At 70.1% G+C, this 20,222-nt stretch carries 13 protein-coding genes; 11 read left to right on the top strand and 2 right to left on the bottom strand.

From position 1 onward, the window contains the following. From VFL28_05205 to VFL28_05170, 8 genes are all read left to right on the top strand, one after another. On the top strand, nt 1-1,119 hold a 1,119-nt coding region (locus VFL28_05205; GenBank protein HET7264046.1), incomplete at its 5' end, for a tellurite resistance/C4-dicarboxylate transporter family protein. A gap of 44 nt (nt 1,120-1,163) precedes the next feature. Further along, entirely contained in the window at nt 1,164-2,267 is a 1,104-nt protein-coding gene (locus VFL28_05200; protein ID HET7264045.1) for a Zn-dependent alcohol dehydrogenase, read from the top strand. A 117-nt stretch (nt 2,268-2,384) separates the two neighbouring features. Continuing rightward, on the top strand, nt 2,385-3,689 hold the full coding sequence (gene tig, locus VFL28_05195; protein HET7264044.1) for a trigger factor: 1,305 nt from the start codon (nt 2,385-2,387) through the stop codon (nt 3,687-3,689). A gap of 48 nt (nt 3,690-3,737) precedes the next feature. Beyond that, on the top strand, nt 3,738-4,346 hold the full coding sequence (locus tag VFL28_05190; GenBank protein HET7264043.1) for an ATP-dependent Clp protease proteolytic subunit: 609 nt from the start codon (nt 3,738-3,740) through the stop codon (nt 4,344-4,346). A 23-nt stretch (nt 4,347-4,369) separates the two neighbouring features. Continuing rightward, a complete protein-coding gene (clpX, locus tag VFL28_05185) occupies nt 4,370-5,641 on the top strand; it encodes an ATP-dependent Clp protease ATP-binding subunit ClpX (GenBank protein HET7264042.1) in 1,272 nt (423 codons plus the stop codon). 198 nt (nt 5,642-5,839) lie between these two features. After that, nucleotides 5,840-8,299, top strand: a complete 2,460-nt coding sequence (lon, locus tag VFL28_05180) for an endopeptidase La (GenBank protein ID HET7264041.1) — start codon at nt 5,840-5,842, stop codon at nt 8,297-8,299. Nucleotides 8,300-8,533: 234 nt separating this feature from the next. After that, nucleotides 8,534-9,535: an ATP-binding cassette domain-containing protein gene (locus tag VFL28_05175; GenBank protein HET7264040.1), complete on the top strand. Its 1,002-nt coding sequence runs from the start codon at nt 8,534-8,536 to the stop codon at nt 9,533-9,535. Beyond that, nucleotides 9,517-10,365, top strand: coding sequence for an ABC transporter permease (locus tag VFL28_05170; GenBank protein ID HET7264039.1), 849 nt, complete (start codon nt 9,517-9,519; stop codon nt 10,363-10,365). Before VFL28_05175 ends, VFL28_05170 begins: the two co-directional genes overlap by 19 nt. Before the next feature lie 26 nt (nt 10,366-10,391). Here VFL28_05170 and VFL28_05165 read toward each other — a convergent pair whose 3' ends face one another. Together VFL28_05165 and VFL28_05160 are read right to left on the bottom strand one after the other, a co-directional pair. Further along, nucleotides 10,392-11,378: a D-2-hydroxyacid dehydrogenase gene (locus tag VFL28_05165; protein HET7264038.1), complete on the bottom strand. Its 987-nt coding sequence runs from the start codon at nt 11,376-11,378 to the stop codon at nt 10,392-10,394. Further along, nucleotides 11,375-15,736, bottom strand: a complete 4,362-nt coding sequence (locus VFL28_05160; protein ID HET7264037.1) for a DEAD/DEAH box helicase — start codon at nt 15,734-15,736, stop codon at nt 11,375-11,377. Before VFL28_05160 ends, VFL28_05165 begins: the two co-directional genes overlap by 4 nt. A gap of 334 nt (nt 15,737-16,070) precedes the next feature. Here VFL28_05160 and VFL28_05155 point away from each other — a divergent pair, with 334 nt between their 5' ends. The 3 genes from VFL28_05155 to VFL28_05145 form a co-directional block, all read left to right on the top strand. Next, the gene (locus VFL28_05155; protein HET7264036.1) at nt 16,071-18,791 is read left to right on the top strand and encodes a valine--tRNA ligase; all 2,721 of its coding nucleotides are present in this window, start codon (nt 16,071-16,073) and stop codon (nt 18,789-18,791) included. 7 nt (nt 18,792-18,798) lie between these two features. Beyond that, a complete protein-coding gene (locus VFL28_05150; protein HET7264035.1) occupies nt 18,799-19,836 on the top strand; it encodes a lysylphosphatidylglycerol synthase transmembrane domain-containing protein in 1,038 nt (345 codons plus the stop codon). Nucleotides 19,837-19,980: 144 nt separating this feature from the next. Continuing rightward, nucleotides 19,981-20,222, top strand: a 242-nt coding sequence (locus VFL28_05145) for a hypothetical protein (protein ID HET7264034.1), incomplete at its 3' end; no start/stop codon positions are given.

Raw genomic sequence — 20,222 nt, 5'->3', positions numbered from 1 at the left:
CGCGGCGGCCGCCGTCCTTTGGGACGATGCGAAGATCGAAACACTCGAGTATCGGATGCTCCCCCGCATAGTCCGCTGATCGCCGCGGCCGTCGAGGACCTCGACCCGGCCTGGTTCGCTTTTGTCATGGCCACGGGCATTCTCGGCGTGGCGGCGCAAACCGCGGGCATCCGATCGGCGGCGCTCGCCGCCGCGCTGGTGAGCGCGCCGACTTACGGAATTCTCGGCACACTCATGCTCCTGCGCGTGCTGCGGCATGCCCGTGCCGTGATTCGTGACCTCGCCGGACCTCGCAGCGCGGGGTTCGCGGCGGTCGTCGCGGCGACGTGCGTCCTCGGCGCCCAGGCGGATCTCGCCGGCGCCCCCGCGGCGGCCCGGGCGCTGTGGCTCGCGGGCGCCGGGCTCTGGTGTACTGTGACGTTCGCGCTTCTGGCGGTCTCCGTTCGCCGCGGACGTCAAGGCGGGCTCGGGACGTCGCCCGGCGGCGCACCCCTATTGCTCGTGGTCGCGACGCAGGCCGTGGTAGTTCTGTCGACGCTGACCGCCGCGAGCGGCCGCCCGGCGCCGCAGCCCGCTGCACCGCTCGCGTTCGGTCTCGGCTTGTTCGTGTTGGGCGGCGTCCTCTACGGCGCGCTCATCGTGCCGGTCGCGCGCCGCCTGCGCGATGTCCGCACGCGGCCGCGAGAGTTTGCCCCCTCGTACTGGATCACGATGGGTGCTCTTGCCATCTCGACGCTCGCCGCCGGCTTGTTAACCGGCGGCGCCGAACATTCCGCGACGCTGCACAGCCTCGCACCGGCGCTGGACGCCGGCGCGGTGCTGTGCTGGATCGCCGCCACGGCGTGGATTCCGATTCTCGCCGGCCGCACGATCCGTTGGTACGCCGCGTGCCGCGGGCGTCGCCTTCCGATGCCGGAATACTGGGCCTTGGTTTTCCCGCTGGGGATGTACGCTGCCGCGACGCGCGGGGTCGCCACCGCCGCCGGGATCCCGGCCATCGCGGCGCTGCCGCCGATATTCGTGGGGGCGGGCATCGCAGCGTGGCTGCTCGGCATGGCGGATCTGCTGCGCGGGGCGGGGGAGAGAATCGGCGGCAGGCCCACCGGCTCGGCGGCGTGAAAGTCTCAGCCGTCTGAGCGCCGGCCGGCGTAGGAGGCGGAATCATGAAGTCCAAAGCGGCGGTTCTCTTCAAGGCTGGGCAGAAGCTCGAGTTGTGCGACGTCGAGGTGCAGCCGCCGAAAGATGGAGAGGTCCTGGTGCGGATGGCGGCCGCGGGCGTCTGTCACAGCGACCTGCACGTGATGACCGGCCACCTCTTCGCGCCGTTGCCGGCCGTCCTCGGGCACGAAGGCGCGGGTGTCGTCGAGGGAGCCGGCCCCGGGGTCGCGTCTCTGCGGCCGGGCGACCACGTGATTCCGCTGTGGCGCCTGTCCTGCGGAGAGTGCGAGTACTGCACGGCCGGCCGCCCGGCGCTGTGTCCGTCGGGAACCGCAGTGCGGATGACCGGCCACCTCCCCGACGGGACCACGCGTCTTTCGGTCGGCGGCACGGAACTCAAGCATTTTGCCGGCGTGTCGAGCTTCTCGCAGTACGCCGTGATCCCGGAGAAGGCGCTGTTGAAGATTCCCGGCGATCTGCCGCTCGACCGGGCGGCGCTGTTCGGGTGCGCGGTGATCACGGGTGTCGGCGCGGTCGTGAACGCGGCCCGGGTGGCGCCGGGGAGCAGCGTCGCCGTCTTCGGCGCCGGCGGCATCGGCCTCAACGCGATTCAGGGCGCCGCCCTTGCGGGCGCGTCGATGATCGTGGCCGTGGACATCGTCCCGCGCAAGCTCGAGTACGCGCGCGAGTTCGGGGCGACCCACGCGGTCGACGCCTCGTCGGACGATCCGGTCGGCCGCATTCGGGCTCTCACGGGGGGGCGTGGCGTGGACTATGCGTTCGAAGCGATCGGAGTGCCGCGGGTCATGCGTCAGGCCTACGACGTGCTTGCGAAGCGGGGCACGGCCGTGATCGTCGGGGTCACCCCGATGACGGCGGAAGTCGCGGTTCCCGTAATGTCGCTCGTCTTCGAGGAACGCGTCCTGACCGGATCCGTCTACGGTTCAAGCCGCCCGCGCACCGACATCCCGAAGCTGATCGACCTCTATCGCGCCGGCCGGCTGAAGCTCGACCAGTTGCTGACCCGGACGTACCCGTTCGAAGAAATCAACGCGGCCTACGAGGCGTTGGAGCGGGGAGAGGTCGCGCGCAGCGTCGTCGTCTTTTAAGAGCGCGGGGACACCCGCCACGGCCTTCGGCGGGTGTCCCCGGCGCCGATTCTTGACCATTGTCGGGAGCCTCAGTACACTTCGTGCGGACCCACGGATGGAGGGGCGTTTGACTCGATGAAAGTGGAGATGCGGAGCGAGCCCGCGAGCCGCGTGGTGCTCGAGATCGACGTGGCGGAAGACGCGGTGGCCCGCGCGATGGACCAGGCGTACGCGCAGCTCGTGCGGCGCGTGCAGGTGCCGGGTTTCCGGCGCGGGAAGGCCCCGCGGCCGATTCTGGAGCGCCACATCGGCGCGGACGCGCTGCGCGAGGAGGCCCTCCGGGAGCTCGTTCCCCAGCAATATTCGGAAGCGGTGGCCCAGACGGGCGTGTCGCCGGTGGCCCGTCCGTCGATCGAGATCAAAGACGCCCCCGGTGGAAAGGGGCTGCACCTCACCGCGACCGTCGACATCTATCCCACGATTACGCTTCCCGACTACCGGCAGATCCGGGTGGCCCCGGAGCACACGGCGGTGACAGACGCCGACGTCGACCGGGCGATCGAGGACATTCGCGCTCGGCACGGGCGGCTCACGAGCATCGCGGAGCCCGCGCGCCGTGGGGATTTCGTCCTCCTGACCGTTGTGTCGGCGCCGGCGGGGCACGACCGGCTGCAGCCGGGCAAGGAACTCCTGGTCGAGGTGGGCGGCGGGCTCCTGCCGGAGGCGGTGGAGGCGGCCCTCGAAGGCGCGCCGGCGGGCGATGAGCGGCGCGCCGCGATTCCGGGATCCGACGTGCCGGCCGTCGTGCGGGTCGCGGACGTGCGGCGCAAGGATCTGCCGCCGCTCGACGATGCGTTCGCGAAGGCCGTGTCGGACCGTCAGACTCTCGCGGAACTGCGCGAGGGGCTCAAGGAGCGGCTCGCGGCGGAGCGGACGGCCGACGAGGCCCGGGTGCAGCGCGAGCGGGTGCTCGACGCGGTGCTCGCGCAGTCGACGTTCGACGTTCCGGAGAGCCTGGCCGCCCACGAGGTCGAGCACATGTTGGGAGACCTCGCCGACACGCTCCGCAGCCGAGGGCTCACCCTTGAATCCTACGCGCGCGCGGTCGGCAAGGACGAGTCGGCGCTCCGCGCGGACTTTCGCGAGGGAGCGCTGCGCCGCGTGCGCACGCGTCTGTTGCTCGAGACGCTCGCGGAACGCGAGGCGCTGAGCGTGTCCGAGGAGGAGATGCGCGGCGAGGTCGAGAACCTCGCTGCCGAACTGAAACAGGACGTCGCAAAGGTGCAGGGCTGGCTGGCGGAAGGCGGCCGGCAGGAGGCTCTGCGGGAGACCCTGCTGCGGCGCAAGGCCATGGCCTTTTTGGTCGACGCGGTTTCGGGCGCCGGAACACCCCAGACGGCGGGTGCGGCTCCGGAGCCGGCCTCCCCGAGTTCCCCGTGATCGCCCGCTATCCCCGATTGGAGGATCGCTGACCCCGTGTACGTCCCAATGGTGGTGGAACAGACGGCGCGCGGCGAGCGGGCCTACGACATCTACTCCCGGCTGCTCAAGGAGCGCCTCATCTTCATCGGCGGCGGGATCGAAGATGAGATGGCCAACCTCGTCATCGCACAGCTGCTGTACCTCGACTACGAGGATCCGGAGAAAGAAGTCCAGCTGTACGTGAACAGCCCGGGCGGGTCCGCGACGGCCGGGCTCGCGATTTACGACACGATGCAGTACCTGCACTGCCCGGTCTCCACGATCTGCGTGGGCCTCGCGGCGAGCGCCGGCGCGATCATTCTCGCCGGCGGAACGAAGGGCCGCCGTTTTGCGCTTCCCTATTCGCGAATGATGATCCATCAGCCGTGGGGCGGGGCGCAGGGGTCGGTCGCGGACATTAACATCCAGACCAAGGAGTTTATCGCGATCCGCCAAATCTTGGATGAAATCCTCGCGAAGCACACGGGCCAGCCGAGGGAGCGGATCGAGAAGGACACGGACCGGAACTTCTGGATGAGCGCGGTCGAAGCGAAGGAATACGGCCTGGTCGACGACGTGATCCAGCCCCGGCAGCCCAACGCGGCTCCGGGACAGCACGGCCAGCCGGTGCGGTAGCGGGCTCTAGGGGGAGACGCGCCATGTTCAAGGCGGGGGACGAGCGGGACCGCACGAAGTGCTCGTTTTGCGGCAAGACGCAGGAGCAGGTCGGCACGCTCGTCGCCGGCCCGGGCGTCTACATCTGTGACGAGTGCATCGAGCTCTGCAACGAGATCATCGAGGAGAAGCTCGCGGGGCCGCAGCCGGCCCAGAAGCCGCGGGCGATCCCGAAGCCGCACGAGATCTACCAGACCCTCTGCCAGTACGTGATCGGGCAGGAGCGGGCGAAGAAGGCGCTCTCGGTCGCAGTCTACAACCACTACAAGCGCATCGCGTCGCACAGCAAGCGCGGCGGCGAGGTCGAGCTTCAGAAGAGCAACATTCTCCTGATCGGCCCGACGGGCTGCGGGAAGACGCTGCTGGCCCAGACGCTCGCCCGGATCCTCGACGTGCCGTTCGCGATCGCCGACGCCACTTCGCTCACCGAGGCGGGCTACGTCGGCGAAGACGTCGAGAACATCCTGCTGCGCCTGATCCAGGCCGCGGACTACGACGTCAAGCGGGCGGAGCGCGGCATCGTCTACATCGACGAGGTCGACAAGATCGCGCGCAAGTCGGAGAACCCTTCGATCACGCGCGACGTCTCCGGCGAGGGCGTCCAGCAGGCGCTGCTCAAGATCCTCGAGGGGACGACGGCGAACGTCCCGCCGCAGGGCGGGCGCAAGCACCCGCACCAGGAGTTCATCCAGATCGACACTACGAACATCCTGTTCATCTGCGGCGGCGCGTTCGACGGCCTCGACCGGATCATCGAGTCGCGCATCCGCGTGGCGAGCATCGGCTTCGGCGCGGAGATCCAGCCGAAGCGCGAGCACCGCATGGGGGCGCTCCTGGCCCAGGTGATGCCGCAGGACCTGTTGCGGTACGGCCTGATCCCGGAGTTCATCGGCCGCCTGCCGGTCGTGACGCCGCTCGAGCCGCTGACGGAGCAGGACCTCGTGACGATCCTCGTCGAGCCGCGCAACGCCCTCGTCCGCCAGTATCAGAAGATTCTCGAGATGGACGGGGTGGAGCTGGTCGTCGGCGACGACGCGCTGCGGGCGATCGCGCGCCAGGCCATGACGCGCAACACCGGGGCGCGCGGCCTCCGCACGATCATCGAGGAGATCATGCTCGACATCATGTACGATATTCCGGAGCGCGGCGACGTCAAGCGCTGCGTCATCGCCCGGGAAACCGTGGAGCGGCGGTCGGAGCCGATTCTCCTCACCGCGGCCGACCTCAAAAAGATGGCGAAGGAGAAACCGGCCTGAGACGCCGCCGACGCGGGAAGTCGATATGGGCTCGACCGGGAACGGGGCCTCGCGGCTCCGTCTCCGTTTTTTGGGGCACAAGACGGATCGCGGAGGGGAATCGCCGCGCACCGGCGCGGCGTATACGTATATAGGTAGTAGGACAAACGGCACATTGACGGGCTTAGCGCGACATCGCCGGATCCTGGGGAGGCCTTCATGTCCGAGCACAAGCCGGACCAGAAATCGGAGCACAAAATCGAGAAAATCCAGGCCGAGGTGGCGAAGACCCCCGAGCCGGTAACGTATCCCTCCGTCCTGCCGTTGCTGCCGCTAAAGGGCACGGTCGTCCTGCCCGGGATGGTGGTGCCTCTCGGCGTCGGGCGGCCCAAGTCGTTGGCGGCGCTGGAGGCGGCCCTGACCGGCGAGCGGATGATCCTGCTCGTCGCGCAGAAGAAGGACGACGAGGAGCAGCCCGAACCGAACGGACTCTACACGACCGGCACCTACTGCCGGATCCTCCAGGTCGGCAAGCAGCCCGACGGGACCGTGCAGGTCGTCGTGGAGGGGCTCCTGCGCGGAGCGATCGCCGAGTTCGTGCAGACGGCGCCGTTTTTCAGCGTCCGCGTCGAGACGCGCCCCGATTCGACGGACAAGCCGCTCGAGATCGAAGCGCTGATGCGGGGCGTCAGTTCGCAGTTCGAGCGGTACGCGCGCCTGTCGCGGTCGGTCCCGCCGGAAGCGTTCATGCTCGTGATGTCGACGGAGGAGCCGGGACGCCTCGCCGACCTCGTCGCGCAGCACCTGCAGACGCGGGTCGACACGCGCCAGAAGCTGCTGGAGGCGGCGCCGCGCGAACGGCTCGAGATCCTCAGCGGCTCGCTGACCAAGGAGATCAACATCCTCGAACTGGAGCGGAAGATCCAGAACCGCGTGCGCAAGCAGATGGAGAAGAGCCAGCGCGAGTACTTTCTCAAGGAACAGATGAAGGCGATCCAGCAGGAGCTCGGCGAGAAGGACGAGCGTACGGCCGAGGTCGACGAGTACCGCAAGAAGATCGAGGACGCCAAGCTGCCCGAGAAAGTCAAGGAGAAGGCGCTCGAGGAGTTGGGCCGGCTCGAGAAGATGCCGCCGATGGTCGCCGAAGCGGTCGTCGTGCGCACGTACCTCGACTGGATTCTGGCGCTGCCGTGGAACACCCGGACGGAGGATCGCCTGGACACCAAGGCCGCGCGAAACATCCTCGACGAGGACCACTACGGGCTCGACAAGGCCAAGGACCGCGTCGTCGAGTACCTCGCGGTGCGCAAGCTCGCGCCCGACTCGAAGGCGCCGATCCTCTGCTTCGTCGGCCCGCCCGGGACCGGCAAAACCAGCCTCGGCAAGTCGATCGCGCGGGCGCTCGGGCGCAAGTTCGTGCGCATTTCGCTCGGCGGCGTCCGGGACGAAGCGGAGATTCGCGGCCACCGGCGCACCTACGTCGGCGCGCTGCCCGGCCGCATCGTCCAGGGCATGCGCACGGCGGGCAGCCGCAACCCGGTGTTCATGCTCGACGAGATCGACAAGCTCGGCGTCGACTTCCGGGGCGACCCGTCGGCGGCGCTGCTCGAGGCGCTCGACCCGGAGCAGAACAACGCGTTCAGCGACCACTATCTCGAGCTGCCGCTGGATTTGCGCGAAGTGATGTTCATCACGACGGCCAACATCCTGGACACGGTGCCGCCGGCGCTGCGGGACCGCCTCGAGGTGATCCGGTTCTCCGGCTACATCGAGGACGAAAAGCAGCACATCGCCGAGGAGTTCCTGCTGCCGAAGCAGCTCAAGGAGAACGGGCTTACGCCGGAACAGGTCTCGTTCACGGACGACGCGCTGCGGCACGTCATCCGCGAGTACACGCGCGAGGCCGGCGTGCGGAACCTGGAGCGCGAGATCGGCACGATCTGCCGGAAGATCGCGCGCGAGGTCGCCGAAGAGGAGGCCACGTCGGAGAAAGTCACCGTGCAGAACGTCCACAAGTTCCTCGGGCCGACGAGGTTCCGGTACGGCAGCGCGGGGCTGGAGGACGAGGTAGGGACCGCGACCGGGCTCGCCTACACCGAGCAGGGCGGCGACATCATCACGGTCGAGGCCTCGCTGCTGAGCGGCGAAGGCCGGCTGACGCTCACCGGCCAGCTCGGCGACGTCATGAAGGAGTCCGCGCAGGCCGCCCTCAGCTACGTGCGGTCGCGGGCGCGGCGGCTCGGCGTCGACGACAAGTTCGCGTCGCGGTACGACGTGCACATCCACGTGCCGGCGGGCGCCGTGCCGAAGGACGGCCCGTCCGCGGGCATCACGATGGCGGTCGCCCTCGCGTCCGCGGCCACCGGGCGCCCCGTCCGCAAGGACGTCGGCATGACCGGCGAGATCACGCTGCGCGGCAAGGTGCTGGCGATCGGCGGCGTCAAGGAGAAGGTGATCGCGGCGCACCGCGCCGGGATCAAAGTGGTGGTGCTGCCGAAGGAAAACGAGAAGGATCTGCACGAGATCCCGAACAACGTGCGGAAGAAGCTGCGGTTCGCGCTCGTCGAGCACATGGATCAGGTCCTCGAGGAGGCGCTCGGCGAAGGGCTCGCGCTGCCGGTGATCCAGCCGCCGGTGGCGGTGCGCCGCCCGCCGTCGCAGCCGTCGATTCAGGCGTAGGGCGTCGCCCCTGCCGGGGACCGGCCCGCGGAACGCGCGGGCCTCGCCGGCGTCAGGGGGGCAGCCGGCGGGGCGCAGGCGGCGGGTCCACTCCCGCCGTTTGCGTTTGCCGGGGGGTCTTTCTCCACTCCACCGCCGCTGTCGTTGACGCGGTCCTGCTCGAGTGCGGTCTGCTCACTCACCGAAGCCTGCGGGGTCGGGTGCGACGGCGGCTCTAGGGCGGGCGGTCCCGCCGTGGGAAAAACATACGGCATGCAGACACCGATCATCGACGTCCGCGATCTCGCCAAGCGCTTCGGACCGCTGGAGGCCGTCCGGGGCGTGACGTTTGGGGTCGCGGGCGGGGAGATCTTCGGATTCCTCGGCCCAAACGGCGCCGGGAAGACCACGACGATCAAGATGCTCGCCACGCTCCTGCGCCCGACGTCGGGCCGGGCGTCCCTCGCGGGGTACGATGTGGTGGCGCACCCGGGGGACGTCCGCCGGTCGATCGGCATCGTCTTCCAGGACCCAAGCCTCGACAACCGCCTCACCGCGGAGCAGAATCTCCGGTTTCACGCGATGCTCTACGGCGTCCCGCCCCGAGAAATCGAGCCGCGGATCGCGGATGTACTCGCGATGGTGGACCTGGCCGAGCGGCGGCGCGCGCTCGTCGCCACCTATTCCGGCGGGATGAAGCGGCGGCTCGAGATCGCCCGCGGCCTCCTGCACAGGCCGCGTGTGCTGTTCCTCGACGAGCCGACGCTCGGTCTGGACCTGCAGACCCGCAACCGCATCTGGGAGTATGTGGTCGACCTGCGCCGCCGCGAAGGCGTGACGGTGTTCATGACCACGCATTACATCGAGGAGTCCGCGCACTGCGACCGCATCGCGATCATCGACGGCGGCCGCATCGCGGCGCTCGACACGCCCGACGCGCTGCGGCGCCAGGTGGGCGGCGACGTGATCACGATCACCTCGCCCGACGCGCCGCGGCTCGCGCGCGAGATCGACGCCCGGTTCGGGGGCGGGGCGCGGACCATGGACGGCCGCGTGATCGTGGAGCAGGAGCGGGGGACGGAGTTCGTGCCCCGGGTCGCCGCGGCCTTTCCGTCGCTCGTCACCGCGGTGGCGGTCAAGCGGCCGACGCTCGACGACGTCTTCCTCAAGCTCACCGGCCATGAGATCCGCGACGAATCCGCGTCCGCGACGGATCAGCTGCGGACGGTGATGCGGGCGTGGGGAGGCCGCCGCTGACGTTGGGAACACCCGGCCGCGCCGGCGCCGTCGAGCCGGAGCGCTGGCGGCACGAGGTGCGCGCGGCCTACGCGATCTGGCTGCGCGAGCTGATCCGGTTTGTCTCCGAACGGGCCCGCATTCTCGGGGCGCTCGGGCAGCCGCTGATCTACTTGGCGATCATGGGCACCGGATTCGGCGCCACGTTTCGGCCGGCGGCCGTGCCGCGCGGCTTCAGCTACCTCGAGTTCATGTACCCCGGCGTGCTGGGGATGACGGTGCTGTTTACCGCCATCTTCTCCGCGATCTCGATCATCTGGGACCGGGAGTTCGGATTCCTGAAGGAGATCCTCGTCGCGCCGGTCGCGCGCGTCAGCATCGTCGCCGGCAAGGTCGCCGGCGGAGCGACGGTGGCGACGCTGCAGGGCGTGTTGCTGCTCATTCTGGCGCCGATCGTCGGCGTGCACCTCGGGCTCGCGCAGGTCGCCGGGGTCGCGTTCGTCATGCTGCTGGTCGCGGCGTCGCTGACGAGCTTCGGCCTCGTCATCGCCTCGCGCATGGCGACGATGGAAGGCTTCCAGGTCGTGATGAACTTTCTGGTGCTGCCGCTGTGGCTGCTGTCCGGAGCGTTCTTCCCGCTGCGGGGACTGCCGTTGTGGATGACGGCGCTGACGCGGATCGATCCCCTGACCTACGCGGTCGACGCCCTGCGCGGCATGGTGTATGCGGGTTCACCGCTCGCCTCGGCGTTCGTCCAGCATCCCTACCGGCTCAACGTCGCGATCATCCTGCTGTTTCTGGTCGTCATGCTGACGGCCGCGATTACGACGTTCCGGTCGCGGGAGGACTAAGACTCCTCCTGAAGCCCTCGCTGCCGCTAATACCCCCGTTCGACGTCGATCACGTTCGCGAGCGGCTCCCCCGTGACGTATCGTCGCAGGTTCCGGCTGAAGATCGTTGCGATACGCTCGAAGAATTTTGGAGTAATCCCGGAGACATGCGGCGTGATGATCACCTGCGGGAAGTCGTAGAGCGGATTATCGGCCGGAAGCGGTTCGGCTTCGAAGACGTCCAGCCCCGCACCGGCGATCCAGCCCTCCCGAAGCGCCCGGACCAGTGCCGCCTCCTGGACAATCGGCCCGCGGGACACGTTGATGAAAACGGCGGCCGGCTTCATCGACCGGAATTCGCGCTCGCCCATCCGGCCCCGCGTTTCCGGCGTGAGCGGCAGCAGCGCCACGACGTAGTCCGCCTCCTTCAAGCAGTCCCCAATCCGGTCGGGCGGCAGCACCAGGTCGACGTGCGGGACCGGCTCGGGCGTCCGCTTCGTGCCGATCACCCGCATCCCGAACGCGGCCGCGCGCGTAGCGAGCGGCTTTCCGATCTGTCCGAGACCCATGATGCCGAGCACTTTGCCCGCTACGTCTTCGCCGATGCCCGACGGCCGGTCCCACTTGTGCTCGATCTGATTGCGGATGTCCACGTGCAGCCGCCGCGCGAAGGCCAGCACGAGCGCCATCACGTGGTCCGGCAGTGCGACGTGCGCGCCGACCGTCCGCGTCAGGACGATGCGGCGGTCGCGGATCCCGGGAAGCCCGACGAACCCGTCCACCCCGGCGTTAAAGGCGTGCACCCATTTGAGGCGGCGGCCGCGCTCGAGCAGGGCGGGCGGCAGCGACCACCCGGTCGCGATGTCGACGTCCGCGGCCTGGGCGACGGCCTCGTCGCGGCTCGCCGGCAAGAGAAGGCGCGCACCGGGGGCGGCCTCAGCCGCCGCGGCGCGGAACCGCTCCCGCGCCGCCGCCGGCACGTAGGCGTCGATCATCATGAGGATCGTCAGATCAGAAGGGGTGTGAGCCGTCACGACGCCGGCACGGCCGCGGCATGGGCCGGCGTCTCAGCGGCGGCCCGCCGGCTCGCGAGCAGCGCGCCGTACGGCCCGGTGTCGACGATCACGCCGTTTCGGAGGACGAGCGCGAGACCGGAGAGCGGCGAGACGCGCTCGCCCGGCAGCAAGATCCCGACAAGGTTGAGCGGATCCGCGGCCGAGATGACCACGTCGCCCGTTTCGTCCGGCTCGCGGCGGACCGCGCGCAGCGCTTCGACGGCGCCGGGCAGCGCGTACTGCTCGCCCGCGACTCCGGCGACGAAACGCCCGCCGCGCACTTCGCCCCGCGCTTCCCAGCGGCGGTACACGTCGAGCAGCCGGCGCCACGGCGGAAGCGCACGCTCCCGCGCCAGCACGTCCCGGAAGACGACTCCATAGCGGCGCAGCAGCTGCCGCGCCACGAGGGCGTCGCGCTCGTCGGGCTTCAGCGCCGCGTCGCCCGGGCGCCACACCGCCCAGCGGCCGGAGGGCAGGGCGCGTCGCGCCGGGCGGGCGCGGGATCCCGCGCGGTTGATCTCGAGAAACCGGCGCCGGCGGTTGGGATCGCTTCGGTCGATCAGCCGCCGCAGCCCCGCGAAGCCGTCGCCGCTCACGAGGCCCCTGGCGACGAGCTCCCACAACGCCGTTTCCGTGTCCGCGGGTAGCCGCCCGATGCCGCGGGCGATATCGGGCAAGAACGACGCCCCGCGCTCCGACAGGTACTTGAAGACGTCCGCGGCCGCGCCCCGAAGCGCGGCGTCCGCGCGCTTCACGCCGGCGGGGCGCCGACCGGCGGACTCGCCGGCAACGATGTCATCGACGCCGTCCGGTTCGACGAACGCGCCCATCTCTTCCCGGAGCAGCAGCGCGATCGGCGCCGACCGCGAGAGCGCCGCGGATCCCCGCTTGGGCGCGCGATCGCCGGGGGCGTCACCGTTCGGAGCAGCGGCGGGCCCCGCGCTCAAGCGACCCCACGTCACAAGCCCGTTGAGGCAGAGGACGTTGAGATCCTCGGGATCGTAGAGGCGGATTCGCGCGGGCAGGACGTGCTCGTCCCACGCCGGAGCGGGGACCTCGAGTCCCTGCAGCATGCCGACCACTTCCGCGACGCCGTCGCGTCCGTGCAGCTGTGCTCCGGGCTGGACGTGCTGCCACCGCAGGAGGAACCGCATGAAGGTCGCCGGCGGGACCGGTTCGATCTCCCGCCGTAGCCGCCCGAGCGTGAGGCGGTGGATCCGGGCCAAGAGGCGCCGGTCGCACCATTCCTCCTCGGCGGTGCCGGGCGTGAACCGGCCGCGCAGGATCACGCCGGTCCCTTCGAGCGCGGCGAGCGCCTGTTCCACGTCCCCGACCGGGAGACCGAGGCGCGCGCCGAGGGCGGCGGCGGTGAAGGGGCCGCTGCACTGCACCCAGCCCTGCACGATCAGGCGCGCCGCTTCGGACGGTTCGAGGTCGGTGTCGGCGGCCGCGCCGAGCAAGGGTGGCGGCTCCGGCTCGAAGTGGACATCGCCCAGCGCCCGCCGCACCTCGGCCGTCCGATCGCCGGCCACGTACGCACGGCGCTCCCGGCCGCCGGCGTCCCGCCAGGCTGCCACGACCGCGCGGCGGTCACCGACGAGCGTGCGGGCGAACCCGCTCCAGGGCATCGCGTCCTCGAGCGGAAGGACGCGCACGGTCAGCAGGTGGTCGTGGAGATCGTCGGCGCCGCGGATGTCGGGCCACGCCTGCGCCGCGACATCGGCGATCGCGGCCGCGTCCAGGACGCCGGGACCGTCCGGCGCCGAACGGTCGATGTGGCGGAGGGCGACCGCCCGCGCGCGGCGCTCTTCGAGCGGCGCGTCGTCGAGGAAGGCGTACGGATTGGCGTTGAGGATCTCGTGCGACATCGGAGACGGCGCGGCGGTTTCGATCGCGGTCATCCGAATCGTTCCGCGCCGCATCTCATCGAGGATGGCACGGAGCCCCTCGGCATCCATCGCCTCGTCGAGGCAGTTGCCGATCGTCTCGTTGACGAGCGGATGGTCCGGCGGAATGACCGGGCCGGCGTGATTGTCCTGGCAGGCGACCTGGTCCGGGAACACGGCCGCGAGCAGGTCCTCCGCCCGCATGCGCTGGATCGGCATCGGGACGCGCCGGCCGCCCTGGTAGCGCGGGACGGCCAACGCCCGGGCGGCGTTCCAGCGCCACCGGGTCGTGAAGAGCGGCGAGGGGAGCACGGCTTGGATGATGTCGTCCCGCAGCGTCGCCTGCCGGACGAAATGGAACGCCGTCTCGAGCGGAAAACTGTGCTGCGGGCCCAGCGACAGGACGATGCCGTCGTCGGTCGCGGCCGCCTGCAGCTCGAAGTCGAAGGTCAGGCAGAAGCGCTTGCGCAGCGCGAATCCCCACGCCCGGTTGATCCGCGCGCCAAACGGCGTATGCAGTACCAGTTGCATACCGCCGGCCTCGTCGAAGAACCGCTCCGCCACTATCCAGCGTTGGGTGGGGACACCGCCGAGCGCGGCGCGCGTGTCGGCGAGATACCGGACCGCCTGCGCGGCGCCTTCTTCCTCGAGCGCGGTCTCGTGCCGCAGCCATTCCCGCGCCGCGGCCGGATCGTCGAGGCGCGCTTCGATCTCGGAGCGCAGCGCCGACACGGCGGCGGACAGCTCGCGGGTACGGCCCGGCGACTCGCCGAGCCAGAAGGGCACGGACGGCGGCGCGCCGTGGGCATCTTCGACCCGGACGCGCCCGGCTTCGATGCGCCGGATTCGCCACGACGTGTTGCCGAGCAGAAAAACGTCGCCGGTCATGCTTTCGATCGCGAAGTCCTCGTTGACCCGGCCGACCGGCACGCCTTCCGGGTCGTGGATGACGTCGTAGTCCGCGGTGTCGGGAATGGCCCCGCCGGAGGTGATCGCGGCGAGGCGCGCGCCCCGCCGGCCGCGCACCGTGCCGCGGGTGCGGTCGCGGTGGAGGTAGGCGGCCGACCGCCCCCACCGGCGCGCGATACCTTCGGCCAGCATGTCGACCAGCTGATCGAATGCCGCGCGGTCGAGATCGCGGTAGGCGTGGGCCCGCCGGACGAGCGCGTACAGGTCGTCCTCGGCGATCTCTTCCGCCGCGGCGACCGCGACGATCTGTTGGGCGAGGACGTCGATGGGCTGATGCGGCAGCACGAGGGCGTCGAGCTCGCCGGCCCGCGCGGCCCGCACCGCCGCCGCACACTGCAGCATTTCGTCCCGCGTGAACGGGAACAGGACGCCGCGCGAGACGCCGCCGACCGCGTGACCGGCGCGGCCGATCCGCTGCAGCAGCACCGCGATCGAGGACGGTGCGCCGAGGTGGCAGACGAGGTCGACGTGACCGATGTCGATGCCGAGTTCGAGCGACGCCGTCGCGACCACGACGCGCAGCTCGCCGGTCTTGAGCCGCCGCTCCGCGTCCATCCGGATCCGCCGCGAGAGGCTGCCGTGGTGGGCGGCCACCTCGGACTCGCCGAGGCGCCGCCCGAGCTGGTGGGCGACCCGCTCCGCCAGGCGGCGGGTGTTGACGAAGACGAGGGTGGTGCGGTGGCCCTGCGCGAGCGCGGCCAGCCGGTCGTAGATCGCGTCGCGCACGTCGTTCGCGACGATCGGGCCGCGCGGCGGACCGGGAACCTCGATCGACAGATCCCACGGCCGGCGGTGGCCGGCATCGACGATCGTGCACCCGCCGCCGGCCCCGGTCAGCAGACGCCCGACCTCTTCGACCGGCTTCTGCGTCGCCGACAGGCCGATGCGCTGGAGCCGCCGTCCGGCCAGGCGGTCGAGCCGCTCGAGCGAGAGTGTCAGGTGAGATCCGCGCTTGTCCTGCGCGACCGCGTGAATCTCGTCGACGATCACGGTCCTCGCCTGCTTGAGAAACGCGCGGCTGCCCTCGGCGGTCAGCAAGATGTAGAGTGATTCCGGCGTCGTGATCAAAATGTGCGGCGGCCGCCGGCTCATCCGTGCGCGGTCCGCGGCCGGGGTGTCGCCGGAGCGAACCGCGAGGCGGATCTCGGGGAGCGCTTGGCCCGCTGCGGCGGCGCGCTCGCGGATCTCGGCGAGCGGTCCGACGAGGTTGGCATGGACGTCGTTGCCGAGCGCCTTGAGCGGGGACACGTACACGACCGACGTCTCGTCCGGCAGACCGCCGTCGGCGGCGCCTTCGAGCAGCAGCGCGTTGATCGCCCAGAGGAAGCCGGCGAGCGTTTTCCCGGACCCGGTGGGGGCGGCGATCAGGGTGTCGCGGCCCGACGCGATCGCGGGCCAGCCGCCCGTCTGGGCCGGCGTCGGCGCGCCGAACCGCTCCGCGAACCACTCCGCGACGATTGGGTGAAAACGGTCGCAAGCCATGGGAGTCTTGCGACTATGGTATAATACGCGCGACAGAAACGCGAGGACGGGGAGGAGTACGTTCGCGCGGCGCCCGAGCGAGGGGAGGGGTTGGTGAAAGCTCCCCGGGCCGCACGAGCCGAACGTCGCCCCTGAGCAGCGGGCCGTCCGCAACGCAGCAAACGGCCGGTCCGCCGGGTGCGCCCGAGAACGCGCGTCGAGCCGCCGCCCGGCGGGCGTGGAAGGTGCGCGTCCGGAGACCGGCGGGAGAAAAGGTGGTACCGCGGAGCGCCGCTTCGCCCTTTGGGTGAGGCGGCGTTGGCGTTTGTAATGGAAGTTAGGGGAGGCGGAGGGCATGGCGGACGGACCCAGGGCGGCGGGCGGCCGCGCAGGCGGCCCAGACAGGACAGAACTGCCGAAGACCTACGATCCGGCGGCGACCGAAGAGCGCTGGTACCGGACGTGGGACACCCGCGGGTACTTCCGCGCCGTCCCCGACCCGGCCCGGCGGCCGTACACCATCATGATGCCGCTTCCCAATATCACCGGCGAGCTGCACATGGGCCATGCGCTCAACAACGGCGTCCAGGACTGTCTGATCCGGTGGCAGCGGATGCGCGGCCGCAACGCGCTGTACCAGCCCGGCATGGACCACGCCGGCATCGCCGTCCACGTGGTGATGGACCGCCGCCTCGCGAAGGAAGGCCGCACGCGCTTCGGCCTCGGACGCGAGAAGTTCCTCGCAGAGACGTGGACGTGGCGCGAGGAAATCGGCCAGGCGATCCTCGGACAGATGCGGCGCCTCCTGCTCTCCTGCGATTGGGAGCGCAGCGTCTTTACGATGGATCCGGGCTACTACCACGCCGTGCAGGTGTGTTTCATCCGCCTGTATCGCAAAGGCCTGATCTACAAAGGCCAACGCATGATCAACTGGTGCCCGAAAGACCAGACGAGCATCTCGGACCTGGAAGTGGAGTACGTCGAGGAAGCGAGCACGCTCTACTACGTCCGTTATCCGGGGGCCGACGGCGGTGAGGGCGTCGTGATCGCGACGCAGCGGCCGGAGACGATTCTTGGCGACGTGGCCGTCGCCGTGCATCCCGACGACGAGCGCTACAAGAAGCTGGTCGGCACCCGGGTGATCGTGCCGATCGTGAACCGGCGGGTGCCGGTCATCGCCGACCGCCGCGTGGAACGGGGCTTCGGGACCGGCGCCGTGAAGATCACGCCCGGGCATGATCCGCTGGACTACGAGATCGGGCAGGGCCACGAACTGCCGATTCTGATCGCGTTCGACCCGCACGGCCGGATCACCGACCTCGGCGGGCCGCGCTACCGGGGCGTCGATCGGATGGAGGCGCGGAAGCTCGCGGTGGACGACCTCCGGTCTGCCGGGGTGCTGGTGCGCGAAGAGCCGTACGTGACGAACATCGGTCGCTGCGACCGATGCAAGACTACGATCGAGCCGTATATCTCCGACCAGTGGTTCTGCCGGATGAAGGATCTCGCCGCGCCGGCGATCGAGGCGGTGCGCGACGGGCGGGTACGGTTCCATCCGGAGCGGTGGACGAAGTTTTTCCTCGACTGGATGGGGCAGATCCGCGACTGGAACATCAGCCGCCAGCTGTGGTGGGGTCACCAGATTCCGGTCTGGTACTGCTCCTGCGGGGAGATGATCGCGAGCATCGAACGGCCGGCGTCGTGTCCGAAGTGCGCCGCCAGTGGGCTCACTCAGGACCAGGACGTTCTCGACACCTGGTTCAGCTCGGCGCTGTGGCCGATGGCGACACTCGGCTGGCCGGACGACACGGCGGACCTTCAATACTTCTATCCTACGGGCACGCTCGTGACGGCCCGCGACATCATCTTCCTGTGGGTGGCCCGCATGGTGATGTTCGGGCTCGAACTGCGCGGGGAGATTCCGTTCACGGACGTCTACATCAACCCGACGGTGCTCAACATCGAAGGCCGCCGGATGAGCAAGACGCTCGGCACCGGCATGGATCCGCTGAAATTGATCGACCTCTACGGCGCCGACTCGCTGCGCTTTGCCCTGATCAACCGCTGTACGGGCGAGCAGGACCTGCGCTTCTCGGAAAAGATGGTCGAAGACACGCGCAACTTCGCGAACAAGATCTGGAACGCGGCGCGCCTTGCGCGCCTGCATCTCGAGGGGCACGACGTGCCGGCCGAGCCGCCCCGCGGCGCACGCACCTTGCCGAACCGGTGGATCCTCGACCGGTTCGCGCGCGCGGCCTCGGACGTGACCGCGGCGCTGGAAGGCTACGAGTTCCACGCGGCGTGCCACCGGCTGTACGAGTTTATCTGGAGCGAGTTCTGCGACTGGTACCTCGAAATGGCGAAGGTTGACCTCGGCCCTGAAGGCCTCGGACGACCGCATGCCGAGGCGGCTGCGGAAACACGGCACGTCATGAGCTGGGTGCTGGGGCAAACGATGGCGTTGCTGCATCCGGTGATGCCGGCGATCACCGAAGAAATCTGGCAGACGTTGCCGCACGAAGGTGAAACGATCATGCGGGCGGCGTGGCCCGATGCACCGCAATCGTGGCGCGACGACACGGCGACCGCGTGGATGGCCGAGGTGATGGATATTGCCAACGGCATCAGAAGTTTCCGGGCCGTCGACCCTGTGCTCTCGACACAACCGGTGAACGCGTCCCTGCACTTTCCGCCCGCGGATCGGCAGCGCATCGAGGCGATGCGCCCGTACCTTGCACACCTGGTTCGGCTGGACTCCCTCCTTCGATTGCCGTTGGCGGGTGTTGATGAACACGCGCCGTTTGGCGTTTCGCTGCCCTCCGGTCGAGGGCGGATCGAAATTCAGGTGGAGACCGCTGAGCTACGCGCAAAGCTGCGCGAGCGGTTCAACAAGCAATTGGCGATCGCCGAGCGCGAGCTTGCCGGGGTGAATAAACGGCTCGAGGATCCCGCGTTCGCCGCGAAGGCGCCGGCCGAGGTCGTCGCCGGGGATCGCGCGCGGGCGCGGACGCTCGCCGAGCGCCGCGAGACGCTGCGGCGCTATCTCGCGGACCTCGCTCCGTCCGGGCCGGCGTGAGCGGGCGGTGAGCCCGAGTCTCGAATCCGGCACATCGACGGTCGCCGCGCCGGCCGTGTCGGCGCGCGCCTCCACGCGCTGGATGACCTACGCGCTGTCCGCGGGCGGCGTCGCGATCCTCATCGTGTTCGGGACGACGACCAACCTCCAGGCGGCGGCCCGCGCGCTGCGGGAGGTCGAGCCGCTCCTGTTCGCGCTCGCCGTGCTCGCGGTTCCGGCGCAGATGGCGGTCCGCGCGGTGCGCTGGCGGTACATGGTCCGGCGGCTGACGGACACCAGGGTGTCCGGACGGTTCGCTTTCGTCTCCGTGATCTGCGGTATCGCGGCCGGCAGCATGACCCCGGGCCGGAGCTTCGAGCTGGCAAAGGCCGTCATGCTTCGCGACGCGTACGGCGTGGGCCTCGGCTTGTCGGTGTCGGCGATGCTCATCGAGCGGCTGCTCGACATCGTCGCGCTGGTCGCAGGACTGCTCGTGGCCGCGCTGCTGCTGCCCCGGCAGACGGTGCTCGGGACGGCCGCGCTGCCGGTGCTGATCGCGGCGATCGTCGCGGGCGCGACGCTGCTCGCCGGGGCGCCGGACCGCGTCCGCGCGGCCGCGACTGCGCTGCTGCGGCTCGTGCCGTTCCGGGCGGTTCGCGAGCACGGGCAGAGGTTCGTAGACCTGTTGTGCACGAGTGTCGCCGTCGCGCGCCGGCGGCACACGCTGGGCCCGCTACTTGCCCTGACCGCGCTCGGGATCGCGCTGGACTTCACGCGCGTCGTCGCGGTCTTTGGCGCGCTGCGGGTCGGACTCGCGCCGCAGGTCCTGATCTTCACCTACGTCGGGGCGGTGGTCCTCGGGATGGCGCTCTTGGTGCCGGGGGGCGTGGGCGTTACCGAAGTGTCGCAGGCGGGACTGATCGCGGTGCTGGCGCCGCACGCCGTCGCCATGACGGTCGCCCGCAGCGGCGTCCTGATCGACCGCATCGTCTCCTACTACGCGGTGCTGGTCGCAGGGGGCATTCTGCTCGCGATCTACCACCGCTACCGCGGCGTGATACGCTGACGCTGCGGAGGGCCGGGCATACCGAGGGAAGGAAGAGCCGCGTCGAATAGCGGATGACGGATGCATGATGTCGCGGAGCGGAATCGCCGATCCGCGGGCGGAGGCTAGGGCCGCGAACGGATCCGCGACCAGGGGGGCGGTGTGATGGTGCGCCGAGGCGTGCTGATCCTGCTGCTGGTGGCCGGCGTGTTTGGCGGATCGGCCGCGGCGGGATTTCTGCTCGCGAAGGGCGCGCTGCGTCACGCGCCGGCCGCGGCCGCTCCCGGAACGCCCGACGCCTCGCGATCAGGCGTGTCGCAGCCGGCGGCGATCCCGCCCGAGACGACCGGCAGCGGAACCGCCACAGGACCGGCGGCGCCCGGACCCGCGGGGGGACCGGTCGCGGC

The sequence above is a fragment of the bacterium genome (genome assembly GCA_035691305.1).
Taxonomy (GTDB): Bacteria; Sysuimicrobiota; Sysuimicrobiia; order Sysuimicrobiales; family Segetimicrobiaceae; genus DASSJF01.
This window is presented reverse-complemented; position numbering and strand designations above follow the sequence as displayed.

What these genes read in the sequence shown, in the direction of transcription:
- VFL28_05200 (HET7264045.1), top strand. Translation starts at nt 1,164, where the DNA reads ATGAAGTCCAAAGCGGCGGTTCTCTTCAAGGCTGGGCAGAAGCTCGAG.
- tig (HET7264044.1), top strand. Translation starts at nt 2,385, where the DNA reads ATGAAAGTGGAGATGCGGAGCGAGCCCGCGAGCCGCGTGGTGCTCGAG.
- VFL28_05190 (HET7264043.1), top strand. Translation starts at nt 3,738, where the DNA reads ATGGTGGTGGAACAGACGGCGCGCGGCGAGCGGGCCTACGACATCTAC.
- clpX (HET7264042.1), top strand. Translation starts at nt 4,370, where the DNA reads ATGTTCAAGGCGGGGGACGAGCGGGACCGCACGAAGTGCTCGTTTTGC.
- lon (HET7264041.1), top strand. Translation starts at nt 5,840, where the DNA reads ATGTCCGAGCACAAGCCGGACCAGAAATCGGAGCACAAAATCGAGAAA.
- VFL28_05160 (HET7264037.1), bottom strand. Translation starts at nt 15,736, where the DNA reads ATGGCTTGCGACCGTTTTCACCCAATCGTCGCGGAGTGGTTCGCGGAG.
- VFL28_05155 (HET7264036.1), top strand. Translation starts at nt 16,071, where the DNA reads ATGGCGGACGGACCCAGGGCGGCGGGCGGCCGCGCAGGCGGCCCAGAC.